Below are 12,394 nucleotides of genomic sequence, written 5' to 3' on the forward strand. Positions count from 1 at the left end.
ACCGACAGCGACAACCCCGCACGTACCGGATCAGCGTGGGTCAGTGCGGGAGCGGTGCGGGCGCCTCGTCGTCGGCGCCGGCCGGCAGGCGGTTCGGCAGCATCGCGGCGAGCACGACCACCCCGACGGCCAGCACCGCCGACACGGCGAAGGCCATCCGCACGCCACCGACGTAGGCCGCGGCCTCCCCGGCCCCGTCGGCCGCCAGCTGCGCCGAGCGCCACGACAGGACCGTCACGGTCAGCGCGGTGCCGACCGCCGCCGCCACCTGCTGCACCGACCCGAGCAGCGCGCTGCCGTGCGCGTAGAGGTGCGGCGGCAGGGCCCCGAGGCCGAGGGTGAAGGCCGGCGTGAAGAGCATCGCGAGGCTGACCATGAGCAGCACCTGCACACCGAGCAGCAGGGCGTACGGTGTCGTCTCGTCGATGCGGGAGAGCACCGCGAGCGCGGCCAGCACCCCGACGGCGCCGGGCACGACGAGCGGCCGGGCGCCGACGCGGTCGAAGACGCGGCCGACGACCGGGCCGAGCAGGCCCATCGCGAGGCCTCCGGGGGCGACGAGCAGGCCGGTCTGCAGCGGGGTGAGGCCGCGCAGGTCCTGCAGGTAGAGCGGGAGCAGGATCATCGCGCCCAGCATCGTGAGGAAGGCGAGCGACTGCATCGCCAGCGACACCGCGAACACCTTGTGCGCCAGGGCCCGCAGGTCGAGCAGCGGCTCGGAGCGGCGGGTCAGCCGGCGCTGGCGGAGCACGAAGGTCGCGACGACGGCCAGGCCGCCGACCACCCAGACGGGGGCCGGAACCGAGCCCGCGTGCTGCTCGCCAATGCGGCTCAGGCCGTAGACGAGGCCGCCGAAGCCGAGGGCGGAGAGGACGACGCTGACCACGTCGACACCGCCGGCGCGGGTCTCGCCGACGTTCTCCAGCCGCCGCAGCCCGAGCACCGACACGAGGACGACGACGGGCAGCACCAGGCCGAACAGCCAGCGCCACCCGGCGACCGCCAGCACGACACCCGACAGCGCCGGGCCGAGGGCGGGCGCCACCGAGATCGCCAGCGTCACGTTGCCCATGACCCGCCCGCGGTCGCGCTCGTGGACGACGGTCATCAGCGTCGTCATGAGCAACGGCATCATCACCGCGGTGCCGGCCGCCTGCACGACCCGGCCGCCGACGAGCACCGGGAACGTCGGGGCGAGGGCGCACACGACCGTGCCGACGCCGAACACCGACATCGCGACCGTGAAGGCGGTGCGGGTCGTGACCCGCTGGAGGAACCAGCCGGTGACGGGGATGACGACGGCCATGGTCAGCATGAAGGCGGTCGAGAGCCACTGCGCCGCACGGGCGGAGACCTCGAACTGGGCCATGAGCCGCGGGATCGCGTTGACCATCACGGTCTCGTTGAGGATGACCGTGAAGGTCGCCAGCACCAGCCAGCGCAGGACGGGGTAGGAGCCCGGCGCCCCGGCGGCGGCGGGTCCCGCGGCGGGGGCGGTGGTGGTGTCGGTGGCAGTCATGGTGGGATCGACCCGACGGTACGGTGAAAGTCATCGCGGTCGCGCGATGATTTCCGGCCGCGCCGCCGGTCGGTACGGGTGAGGCACCACGAGGGTGCCGGGAGGAGGACCCCGATGATGTCCACGCCCACGGGCACGCAGGCCGCGCCCGAGCAGGACTTCGACGACGCCGTCGCCCGCTACCGCCGCGAGCTGCTCGCCCACTGCTACCGGATGACGGGCTCGCCGAGCGAGGCCGAGGACCTGGTCCAGGAGGTCTACCTGCGGGCCTGGCGCGCGTACGGCTCCTTCGAGGGCCGCTCCTCGCTGCGCACCTGGCTGCACCGCATCGCCCACAACGTCTGCCTCACCGCGCTCGAGGGCAAGGAGCGCCGGCCGCTGCCCTCCGGTCTCGGCACTTCCTCCTCCGAGGGTGGCGACCCGCTCGACGAGCGCACCGAGGTGCCCTGGCTGGGTCCGATGCCGGATGCCGCCCTCCTCGGCACCGCCGACCCCGCCGACGTCGTCGCCGAGCGCGACACGATGCGCCTGGCCTTCGTCGCCGCCCTCCAGCACCTGCCGGCGCGCCAGCGCGCCGTCCTCGTCCTGCGCGACGTCCTCCGGTGGAGCGCGGCCGAGGTCGCCGAGGCCACCGGGGCGTCGGTGGCCTCCGTCAACAGCGCGCTCCAGCGGGCGCGGGCCACCATCGAGCAGACCGCCCCGACGCCCGAGAGCTCCTCGCGCCCCGACCTCGACGACGAGCAGCGCGCCCTCCTCGACCGCTACGTCGACGCGTTCTGGCGCAAGGACGTCGACGCCATCGCCAAGCTCTTCACCGAGGACGCCGTCTGGGAGATGCCGCCCTTCGCCGGCTGGTACCAAGGCCCGCGCACCATCGCCGAGCTCGTCGACACCCAGTGCCCCGGTGGCTCCTACGACATGCCGATGGTCGCCACGACGTGCAACGGCCAGCCGGCCTTCGGGCTCTACCTGCGCGAGGACGGCCCCGACGGCGACGTCTACAAGCCGTTCCAGCTCCAGGTCCTCGAGCTCGACGGCCCCCGCGTCGGCCACGCGGTCGTCTTCTTCGACGTCGAGTACTTCGAGCTCGCCGGGCTGCCCGCCCAGCTCGGACCCGACGACGTGCCCGCCCGACCGGGACGGTGACCGTGGGTCCCGCGGACGTCCGTCCCGGGGTCGACCTCGAGCTGCTGGAGCGCTCGCTCGCGTGGACGCGCGGCGCGCTCGCGGGCATCGGCGACGACGAGGCCGGGGCGCGCACGCCCTGCGCCGCGTGGACGCTCGCCGACCTCCTCGTGCACATGGTCGACTCCCTCGAGGTCGTCACCGAGCTCTCCCTCGGGCGGCTGGCGCTCGCCGGCCCGCCGCCGGCCTCGCGGCGACCCGAGGTCCTCGCCGAGCACCTGCGCCTCCTCGGGTGCGCCCTGCTCGAGGGGTGGCTGCGCGCCGACCGGCCGAGCGCTGCGGATGTCGGGGGCGCGCTCCTCGATGCCGACGTCGCCGTCGAGGTCGGGGCGCTGGAGATCGCCGTGCACGGCTGGGACGTCGCCCGGGCGCGGGGTCTGGCGACGCCCTTCCCGCCGCTGCTCGCCGCCGCCCTCCTCCCGGTGGCGGTGCGCCGGGTCCCCGCCGTGGGGCGCCATCCGCGCTTCGCTCCGCCGCTGCGACCCGCCGGCACGGGCCCGGCCGCGATGCTCCTCGCCCACCTCGGCCGGGCCTCCGGGCCCTGAGGCGTCGGCGTCAGCAGCGGGTGGGGGCCGCGCGCAGGCGCACCGGGTCCCCGGGGCGCAGCTGGGCGGCCCGGTCGGACGAGGCCTCGGTGAGCACCGCGACGACGGGGTAGCCGCCGGTCACCGGGTGGTCGGCGAGGAACAGCACCGGCTCGCCGCCGGGCGGCAGCTGCACGGCGCCCCGGACCATCCCCTCGCTGGGCAGCTCGCCGTCGCTGACGGCGTCGGCCCACCGGGGCGGTGCGGCGTCGACCGGCGCGAGGCGGACCCCGATGCGGTCGCTGTCCGGGCCGACGACCCAGGACCGCGTTGTCAGGGCGCGTACCCCGTCCTGCGCCCAGTCGGCGCGCGGCCCGGGCAGGAGGTCGAGGACGGCCGGGCCCGGCGCGGCCGGCGGGACGGAGTCGACCACCGGGTGCCTGCGGGGTGCCGGACCGACCGGCAGGACGTCACCCGCCGCGACCGGCGCCGGCCCCAGGCCCGACAGGGTGTCGGTGGAGCGCGACCCGAGCACCGGCTCGACCTCGAGGCCGCCGCGCACGGCGAGGTAGGTCCGCAGCCCGGACGGCGGCGTGCCGAGGGCGAGCTCGGCGCCGTCGAAGAGGTGGAGGACGGCGTGGTCGGCGACCGGGCGGCCGTCGAGCCGGGCGGGGGCGGGTGCGCCGGTGAGCGCGACGGTCAGGGCTCCGCGCGCCCGCACGACCAGCCCGCCGAGCAGCACCTCCAGCGCGGCCGGGTGGTCGTCGTGCCCGACCAGCCGGCAGGCCAGACCGTACGCGCCACGGTCCGCGGCCCCGGAGCGGCCGACCCCGACGGCGGCGAACCCCGGCCGGCCGAGGTCCTCGACCAGCGCCAGGGGTCCGGTCCGCACGACCTCGAGCGCGGGCGTCATCGTGGGCCCCCGTCGACCACGAAACGGACCACGACCCCGGGGCGCAGCAGGGCGGGTGGGTCGCGCCGGGAGTCCCACAGCACGAGGTCCGTGCTCCCGACGAGCCGCCACCCACCGGGGGAGGACCGCGGGTAGACGCCCGAGAACTCGCCGGCCAGCCCCACCGACCCGGTCGGCACCGAGGGGCGTGGGGCGGCGCGGCGCGGGACGGCCAGCCGCGGATCGCCGCCGACGAGGTAGGCGAACCCGGGGGCGAAGCCGCCGAACGCCACGCGCCACGGGGTGCCGGTGTGCGCGGCGACCACCTCGGAGGGGGACAGGCCGGTGAGCCTGGCCACGTCGTCCAGGTCGGGACCGTCGTAGCGGACCGGCACGACGACCTCCTCGGAGGCCGGCGTGGGTCCACCGCCGGGATGCAGGCCGCCCGCGAGCTCGCGGACCGCGCGCCCGAGGGTGTCTGTGTCGCCCGCGCGGCCGCCGTCGAGCGTCAGCAGGAGGGTGCGCGCCGCGGGGACGACGTCGAGCACCCGGCCCCACACATCCGCACCGGACCCGACGAGCGGCCGGACCGCCGCGTCGAGCGCGAGGACGGCGTCGAGGTCGGCGAGCTCGACGAGCACCGCGTGCTCCCCCGCGGGGAGCACCCGTACCGGGGGTCCGCCGCCGCTCACGGGTCGGTGAACGCGCGCACGGTCACGCCGGCGGAGGCCAGGGCTGCCCGGACCGCCGTGGCGAGCGCGACGGCCCCCGGGGTGTCGCCGTGCACGCACACCGACCCGGGGTGCACGGCGACCTCGGTGCCGTCGACCGCCGTGAGGACGCCGTCGCGCACCATCCGGACGACGCGGGCGGCCACCTCGTCGGCCTCGACGAGCAGCGCGCCGGGCTCGGTCCGGGGCACGAGGTGCCCGGCCGCGTCGTAGCCACGGTCGGCGAAGGCCTCGGCCACGGTCGGCAGCCCCTCCGCGGCTGCGATCCGCAGCAGCGCCGACCCGGGGAGGCCGAGGACCGTCATCGAGGCGTCGTACGCGAGGACGGCCCCGACGACGGCCCGCGCCTGCCGCTCGTCGTCCACGACGGCGGTGTAGAGGGCCCCGTGCGGCTTGAGGTAGCGCACCCGGGTGCCGGCCGCGCGGCACATCGCCTCGAGGGCGCCGAGCTGGTAGAGGACGTCGGCGGCGAGGTCGTCGGGGGCGACGTCCATCCGGCGCCGCCCGAACCCGGCGAGGTCGCGGTAGCCGACCTGGGCCCCGACCGCGACCCCGGATGCCGACGCGCGCGCCACCGTGCGCCGCAGGGTCGTGGGGTCACCGGCGTGGAAGCCGCACGCGACGTTGGCGCTCGTGACGACCCCGAGCATCGCGTCGTCGTCCCCGAGCACCCAGGCACCGAAGGACTCGCCGAGGTCGGCGTTGAGGTCGACGGTCGCGCTCACCCGGACGACGCTACCGGCGGACCGGACCCGGGGGCCCCCGCCGCGACCCCAAGGGAACCCCAAGGACGGGACGGGAGCCTGCCCGGATCAGCGGTTTCGGATGTCTATTGGCAGGTGGACACGATGAGCGGACGGTTTGGCGTGCAGGCGCCGAGGACGACAGCAGGTCTGACGAACGGGCGGGGTCGTGCGCGACGCCGGCTGCGGGGGCTGGTGGTGGCCGTGGTCACGGCCACGGTGGCAGGCGGTGCCGTCCCGGCGCTCGTGACCCCCGCCGCCGCCGCGACCGTGGGCGCAGGGTTCACCGTGACCACCGGTGACCTGGCCTACATCCTCAAGCAGATCAAGATCGCCGAACGGCACAGCACGACCTTCACCGCCGCCGACCCGTGCGGCACGCTCGTCAACAAGGCCGGGGACGGCATCCCCGACGCCGAGCAGGTGCCCGACATCCTCACCGCGTACGGCCTGCGGACCGTCGACGGCTCGTGCAACAACCTCAAGAGCCCGGGGACCTTCCGCGTCGCCGCGGCCGACCAGCTCTTCCCGCGCCTCACGACCCCCGTGTTCCGTGACGCCGACCCGATCACCCCGAGCCTGCCCGTCGGCGCCCCCGGCCCGACGAGCTACACGCAGAAGACCGGCAACGTCGTCGACGCCCAGCCGCGCGTCATCAGCAACCTCATCGCCGACCAGACCTTCACCAACCCCGCCGCGGTCGCCGCCGCCGGCCACCCGGTGCGCTCGCAGAGCTCGTCCGCGACGGCCGTCCCCTGCACCACCGACCCCGACCCCTCGACGGACCCGCCGATCGTCGCGGACCCGCCCGGCTGCACGCCGAGCCACCAGACGCTCTTCATCCCCAACATCACCACCGACGTCGGCCTCTCGCCGCCGTACAACAGCCTCTTCACCTTCTTCGGGCAGTTCTTCGACCACGGCATCGACCAGACCGTCAAGGGCGGCGCGAGCGTGTTCGTCCCCCTCAAGGCCGACGACCCGCTCGTGACCCTCGGCCCGGACGGCCGTGCCGGCACCGGTGACGAGGTCCCCGCCTCGCAGCGCTTCATGGTGCTGACCCGCGCGCGCAACCAGGCGGGCGACGACGGGGTGCTCGGCACCTCCGACGACGTCCAGGAGGCCGCGAACACCGACACCCCGTGGATCGACCAGAGCCAGACCTACACCTCGCACGCCTCGCACCAGGTCTTCCTGCGCGAGTACCGCGCGGCCACCGGCGCGGTCGGTTCCACCAGCCCCGCCGCCGTCGCCACCGGCAGGCTCCTCGACGGCCTCACCGCCGGCCTGACCTACGACGGCTCCCCGGACATGACCGGCGGCGAGTCGACCTGGGCCGCGGTCAAGCGCCAGGCCCACGACCTGCTCGGCCTCGAGCTGGCCGACCGCGACGCGCTCGACATCCCGATGCTCGCCACCGACCCCTACGGCAACTTCCTCCCGGGCCCGGCCCGCGGCCTGCCGCAGTACGTGACGGCGAGCGGCCTCGTCGAGGGCGACACCGCGAACCCGGTGCCGGTCCCCGCGGACGCCGCGCACTTCGACACCCCGTTCCTCACGGACATCGCGCACAACGCCGACCCCTCCCAGATCGACACCGACCACAACGGCTCCCCCGACACCTGGCCGACGCCCGACGCGGACAACATCGTGACCCCCGGCCCCAAGGCCGCGGGCACCTACGACGACGAGCTGCTCGCCTCGCACGCCGCGTGCGGTGACGGCCGGTGCAACGAGAACATCGCTCTCACCGCCGTGCACCAGGTCTTCCACTCCGAGCACAACCGGCTCGCCGACTCCATCCGCGCCACCCTCGAGGCCGACACCAGCACCACCGGCCGCGCGGCCCTCGCGCAGTGGCAGGCCACCGGCGTCGCCGGCGCCGGCGGCACCGGCTCGTGGAGCTACGGCCAGCGGCTCTTCCAGGCCGCCCGGTTCGTCACCGAGATGGAGTACCAGCACCTCGTCTTCGAGGAGTTCGGCCGCAAGGTGCAGCCGGCCATCCGGCCGTTCCGTGTGTACTCGCCGGACGTGAACCCGGCCATCAGCGCCGAGTTCGCCCACGCCGTGTACCGCTTCGGCCACTCGATGCTCGACGAGACCGTCTCCCGCCACGTCGTGGCCACCGACGGCTCCACGACCGACACCTCGCTGCCGCTGCTCGACGCCTTCCTCTCCCCGCCCTCGCTCTACGACGGCGGCCCGGTCGGGACGATGAGCGCCAAGGCGGGCGCCGGGGCCATCTTCATGGGCTCCTCGGACCAGACCGGCAACGAGATCGACGAGTTCGTCACCGAGACGCTGCGCAACAACCTGCTCGGCCTCCCGCTCGACCTCGCGACGCTCAACCTCACCCGGGCGCGGGAGGCCGGTGTGCCCCCGCTCAACGACGTGCGGCGGCAGATCTTCAACCGGACGCACGACGCCGCGCTGACGCCCTACGAGAGCTGGAGCGACTTCGGCCAGCACCTCAAGCACCCCGAGTCGCTGGTCAACTTCGTGGCGGCGTACGGGCGGCACCCGAGCATCACCTCCGCGACGACGGCCGCCGCCCGGCGTGACGCCGCCCGCGCGATCGTCGACCCGACGCCGACCGACGTGGCCCCGGCGGACGCCGCGGACTTCATGTTCGGCACCGGTGACTGGGCCAACACGGCCGCGGGTGTCACGACCACCGGCCTCGACGACGTCGACCTGTGGATCGGTGGCCTCGCCGAGCTGACCAACCTCAACGGCGGCATGCTCGGGAGCACGTTCAACTACGTCTTCCAGAACCAGATGGAGGACCTGCAGGACCACGACCGGCTCTACTACCTGCTCCGCACCCCGGGCATGAACCTGCGCACGCAGCTCGAGGGGAACTCGTTCTCCGAGATCATCATGCGCAACACCACCGGCACCCGGACGCTCAAGGCCGACGCCTTCGCCCGCGCCGACTGCAAGTTCGAGCTCGCCAACCTCGCGGGCACTCCCGCCGGCTACGCGGCCAACGGGTCCACGGTGGCCGACGACCCGGCGTCCGAGTGCAACGAGAACAAGCTGCTCCTGCGTCGCCCCGACGGCACCATCCAGTACCGCTCGGTGAACACCGTCGACCCGCCCGGCATCAACGGCCAGGCCGTGTACGACGGCACGGACGGTGTGGACCGGATCGCCGGTGGCGTGGACAACGACACCTTCTGGGGTGGCGACGGCGCCGACGTGATCGAGGGCGCCGGCGGTGACGACATCGCCCTCGGCGGTGACGGCAACGACATCATCACCGACACCGACGGTGCGGACGTGCCCAAGGGCGGTCCGGGCAACGACGCCATCGACGCCGGTCCCGGTGACGACATCGTCCACGGCAACGACGGCAACGACCTGCTCAACGGTGGCGCCAACGACAACGAGGAGTTCGCCGGTCCCGGCAACGACCTTGTGATCGCGGGCCAGGGTGCCGACGCCGTCTTCGGCGGTGGCGGCGACGACTGGATCCAGGGCGGCACCGGCCAGGACCTGCTCCAGGGCGACCACGGCGCACCGTTCTTCGACGACCCGGCCGAGACGGCCCCCGGCAACGACGTCTTCGTCGGCCAGGTCGGTGAGAACGACTACGACGCCGAGGGCGGCGACGACATCATGGCGCAGAACGCGGCGGTCGACCGCAATGCCGGCTCGGGCGGCTTCGACTGGGCCATCCACCAGTACGACACCGTCGCCGCCGACGACGACCTGATGATCAACAACAACCTCGGTGGGCTGCCCATCCAGGTGATCGTCAACCGCGACCGGTGGGCCGAGACCGAGGCCGTCTCCGGCGGCCCGCTCAACGACCGCATCAAGGGCACGACGAACGCCGTGGCCTTCCCCCGCCTCGTCGGCGGTGGCGGCTTCATCGGCTGCAACGCCATCGACCAGGACGGCCTGGCCCGCATCGACGGCCTCGCCGGGGTCCTCCCGCCGGTGGCCACCTGGCCGGGGACGGCGGCCGAGACCGCCTCGCTCTCGGCGAGCGGCACCTGCCCCCTGACCGGCCCGGTCTGGGGCGAGGGTGACATCCTCCTCGGCGGCGGTGGCAGCGACACGTTCACCGGCCGCGCCGGCGACGACGTCATCGACGGCGACAAGGAGCTGCGGGTCGCGCTGAGCGTCCGCACCAACCCGGCCGACCCGGCCACCGAGCTCGGCTCGACCGACCTCATCGAGAACACCGCGCGCACCGGCACCTTCGGGCCCGGCACCGCGGGGATGACGCTCCAGACCGCGATCTTCAAGGGTCTGGTCGACCCCGGCAACGTGGTCGCGGTCCGCCGGATCACGACCCCGACGACGCCGGCCGCCGACTGCGGCACCGCCGCACCGGTCAACTGCGACGTCGCGACGTTCCTCGGCACCCGGGGCACGTACGTCATCACCTCGAACGCGGACGGCACGCTGAGCGTGAGCGACACGACGAGCACGCCCCCCGCCGTGGGTGGCGCGACCCGTGGTGACGGCACCGACCGGCTGCGGAACATCGAGGCGCTGCAGTTCAGCGACCAGCGGGTCGTCGTCCGCACGCCGGCCGCGCCGGCCACCGTCACCGCCACGGCGGGGACCAACCGCAACGCGACCGTCACCTGGTCGGCCCCGCCGGCCAACGGCTCCCCGGCGATCACCAGCTACACGTTCGTCGTGAAGTCCGGTGGCGTCGAGGTCAGCCGGACCACCGGTCTCGGCACGGGCATCCGGGCGCGGACCGTCACCGGCCTCACCGCGGGCCAGTCGTACACCTTCGTCGTCAACGCCGTGAACCTCTTCGGCGCCGGTGCGGCGACGGAGTCGAACGCGGTGACGGCCGTCGGGCCGCCGCTGCCGCCCACCGCCCTCGTGGCGGCCCGGGCCAACGCGTCGGCACTGCTCAGCTGGACCCCGCCGAGTGACACCGGCGGCCAGCCGATCACCGGCTACCAGCTGCAGATCCGCACCGGCGCCACGGTGGTAGAGACGCGGCCGATCACGGGCGCGGTGTCCAGCACCACGGTCACCGGCCTGACCAACGGCACCGCGTACAACTTCCGTCTCCAGGCGGTCAACGCAGGGGGCACGAGCGCCCTGTCCACGGCCTCCAACACCGTCACCCCCGCCGGGGTGCCGGGGAAGGCGGGCATCCTCGCCCCGGCCCAGGGACCGGCCGGCGGTGGCCTCACCGCGGTCGCCAACTGGGATGCCCCCGCCACCACCGGAGGGTCGGCCATCACGGGTTACCGCGTGACCGCCCTGCGGATGGACACCGACGGTGTCACCCCGGTCGGTGCGCCCACCACCGCCGTCGTCGGGGCCGCGGCCCGGACCCGGTCGTTCACCCTCCCCGCGGGGAACTACCGGTTCGAGGTGGTCGCGTTCAACTCGGTCGGCGACGGACCGGCCTCGGACCGCTCGGCACTGGTGTCGCCGCGGTGAGGCCACCCGCCGGCGCCCCGGGACCCCGAGGGGTCATCCCGCCCGGGGCGTCGGCGGACCTACGCTGAGGGGATGAGCACCGCCCATCCCCTGGCCACCGCGAAGTACGCCTCGCTGACGACCTTCCGTCGCAACGGCACCGCCGTCGCCACCCCCGTGTGGGTGGCGGCGGCGGTCGACGGTTCGGACCACCTCGTCGTCATCACCGTCGATGAGACCGGCAAGACCAAGCGCCTCGGCCACACCCGCCGGGTCGAGCTGCGGCCGTGCGACATGCGCGGCCGGGTGGCCGACGACGCACCCACCTACCGGGGGGAGGGCGTCGTCGTCCGGGCCCCGGAGGAGGTGGCGGCGGTCCGGGCCGCGGTCGTCGCGAAGTACGGCCTGCCGGCGCGCTTCTCCGACCTCGTCGACGCCGTGACGTCGCGGGTCGGCATCCGGCGCAACGCCCGCGCCGGAATCGTCCTCACGGTCGAGCCCGAGCCGGTGGCCTGAGGCCGGACGCACGAACGCCGCCCGGCGCTGCCGGACGGCGTTCGTGGTGCGCCTCGCGGCGCGGGGTACGGCTGGTCAGCCGATGACGGTGATGTTCGCCGCCTGCGGGCCCTTCTGGCCCTGCGTGGTCTCGTACTCGACCTTGGCGTTCTCGTCGAGCGAGCGGTAGCCGCTGGAGTTGATCGCCGAGTAGTGGGCGAAGACGTCGGCGGAGCCGTCGTCGGGGGCGATGAAGCCGAAGCCCTTCTCGGCGTTGAACCACTTCACGGTGCCAGTAGCCATGGGATGGCCTTTCTCTCTGAGCGAGGACCCCACGACTGCCGTGGGGCCCGGCGTTGGTGATGCCTGGTGCGTACCTCTGCTCAGAAAGTGCTGGGACCCGGTGGGCCCGTGGTGCAACTACTTCACAACGGAAAGCTCAACAACAGGTCCGAGCCTAGCGGGTGGAGGGCCCGGTGCGCGCATCGAGCCCTCAGGCGCGGACGAGCCGGCCGAGGGCCAGCCGGGCGAGCGGGGCGTAGCCGAGCGCCACCGGCCACAGCGCGCGGACGACGACCCAGGCGCGGCTGCCGCCGGCGACCGCGTCGACGCCGTGGTCGAGGGCGAGGCGCACGGGCCCGGACCGCACGCTCCAGGACCAGGTGCGCGTGTCGTGGTCGACGGCGTCGACGCGGAAGAGGACGACGAGGCCGCCGACGCCGGTGACGCGCCCCGAGGTGCCCGGCCGCACGACGTCGTGAGGGTAGTCGACGTCGCGGATCTGCGGGGACCACCCGGGCCAGTGACGCGGTTCGGTGAACCGGGCCCAGGCCTCGTCGGGCGGCAGCGGGCCGTCGGCCGAGAGGCGCAGGGCGCCGTCGAAGGTTGGCACGAGACCCAGT

The 12,394-nt window shown here is 74.4% G+C and carries 10 protein-coding genes; 4 read left to right on the forward strand and 6 right to left on the reverse strand.

Annotation, left to right across the window (positions count from 1 at the left end; all coding sequences use genetic code 11):
- Nucleotides 1-40: 40 nt before the first annotated feature.
- Nucleotides 41-1,519 (reverse strand): MDR family MFS transporter, encoded by a 1,479-nt coding sequence (locus tag ACQZ2A_RS14380; RefSeq protein WP_430212331.1) that lies wholly within the window; start codon nt 1,517-1,519, stop codon nt 41-43.
- 117 nt (nt 1,520-1,636) lie between these two features.
- Between ACQZ2A_RS14380 and ACQZ2A_RS14385 the strand changes: the two genes are divergently transcribed.
- Nucleotides 1,637-2,665: a sigma-70 family RNA polymerase sigma factor gene (locus ACQZ2A_RS14385; protein ID WP_430212333.1), complete on the forward strand. Its 1,029-nt coding sequence runs from the start codon at nt 1,637-1,639 to the stop codon at nt 2,663-2,665.
- Between the two features lie 2 nt (nt 2,666-2,667).
- On the forward strand, nt 2,668-3,249 hold the full coding sequence (locus ACQZ2A_RS14390) for a maleylpyruvate isomerase family mycothiol-dependent enzyme (RefSeq protein WP_430212336.1): 582 nt from the start codon (nt 2,668-2,670) through the stop codon (nt 3,247-3,249).
- 10 nt (nt 3,250-3,259) lie between these two features.
- On the opposite strand, the gene ACQZ2A_RS14395 is transcribed toward ACQZ2A_RS14390, so the two are convergent.
- Genes ACQZ2A_RS14395 through ACQZ2A_RS14405 form a run of 3 tightly spaced genes read right to left on the reverse strand, consistent with a single transcriptional unit; the run spans nt 3,260 to nt 5,576 of the window.
- Nucleotides 3,260-4,141 (reverse strand): biotin-dependent carboxyltransferase family protein, encoded by an 882-nt coding sequence (locus tag ACQZ2A_RS14395; protein ID WP_430212339.1) that lies wholly within the window; start codon nt 4,139-4,141, stop codon nt 3,260-3,262.
- Nucleotides 4,138-4,785 (reverse strand): 5-oxoprolinase subunit B family protein, encoded by a 648-nt coding sequence (locus ACQZ2A_RS14400; protein WP_430212340.1) that lies wholly within the window; start codon nt 4,783-4,785, stop codon nt 4,138-4,140. The genes ACQZ2A_RS14395 and ACQZ2A_RS14400 overlap by 4 nt, the downstream gene beginning before the upstream one ends.
- Before the next feature lie 23 nt (nt 4,786-4,808).
- Nucleotides 4,809-5,576 (reverse strand): LamB/YcsF family protein, encoded by a 768-nt coding sequence (locus tag ACQZ2A_RS14405; protein WP_430212343.1) that lies wholly within the window; start codon nt 5,574-5,576, stop codon nt 4,809-4,811.
- A 123-nt stretch (nt 5,577-5,699) separates the two neighbouring features.
- On the opposite strand from ACQZ2A_RS14405, the gene ACQZ2A_RS14410 reads away from it, so the two are divergent.
- Both ACQZ2A_RS14410 and ACQZ2A_RS14415 read left to right on the forward strand, forming a co-directional pair.
- Complete coding sequence (locus ACQZ2A_RS14410; protein ID WP_430212346.1) at nt 5,700-11,018, forward strand: peroxidase family protein; 5,319 nt, start codon at nt 5,700-5,702, stop codon at nt 11,016-11,018.
- A 72-nt stretch (nt 11,019-11,090) separates the two neighbouring features.
- Nucleotides 11,091-11,513 carry a PPOX class F420-dependent oxidoreductase gene (locus tag ACQZ2A_RS14415; RefSeq protein WP_430212348.1) on the forward strand — a complete coding sequence of 141 codons (423 nt, stop codon included), beginning with the start codon at nt 11,091-11,093 and terminating at the stop codon, nt 11,511-11,513.
- Between the two features lie 75 nt (nt 11,514-11,588).
- Here the strand turns inward: ACQZ2A_RS14415 and ACQZ2A_RS14420 are convergent, their stop codons facing one another.
- Complete coding sequence (locus ACQZ2A_RS14420; protein WP_166123762.1) at nt 11,589-11,795, reverse strand: cold-shock protein; 207 nt, start codon at nt 11,793-11,795, stop codon at nt 11,589-11,591.
- 190 nt (nt 11,796-11,985) lie between these two features.
- Nucleotides 11,986-12,384 (reverse strand): SRPBCC family protein, encoded by a 399-nt coding sequence (locus tag ACQZ2A_RS14425; protein WP_430212350.1) that lies wholly within the window; start codon nt 12,382-12,384, stop codon nt 11,986-11,988.
- Nucleotides 12,385-12,394 lie beyond the last annotated feature (10 nt).

The organism is Phycicoccus avicenniae (assembly GCF_050496545.1).
Lineage (GTDB): Bacteria > Actinomycetota > Actinomycetes > Actinomycetales > Dermatophilaceae > Phycicoccus > Phycicoccus avicenniae_A.

Excerpts from the sequence above, each read along its gene's own strand:
- ACQZ2A_RS14380 (WP_430212331.1), bottom strand. The coding sequence starts at position 1,519 with ATGACTGCCACCGACACCACCACCGCCCCCGCCGCGGGACCCGCCGCC.
- ACQZ2A_RS14415 (WP_430212348.1), top strand. The coding sequence starts at position 11,091 with ATGAGCACCGCCCATCCCCTGGCCACCGCGAAGTACGCCTCGCTGACG.
- ACQZ2A_RS14420 (WP_166123762.1), bottom strand. The coding sequence starts at position 11,795 with ATGGCTACTGGCACCGTGAAGTGGTTCAACGCCGAGAAGGGCTTCGGC.
- ACQZ2A_RS14385 (WP_430212333.1), top strand. The coding sequence starts at position 1,637 with ATGTCCACGCCCACGGGCACGCAGGCCGCGCCCGAGCAGGACTTCGAC.
- ACQZ2A_RS14395 (WP_430212339.1), bottom strand. The coding sequence starts at position 4,141 with ATGACGCCCGCGCTCGAGGTCGTGCGGACCGGACCCCTGGCGCTGGTC.
- ACQZ2A_RS14410 (WP_430212346.1), top strand. The coding sequence starts at position 5,700 with ATGAGCGGACGGTTTGGCGTGCAGGCGCCGAGGACGACAGCAGGTCTG.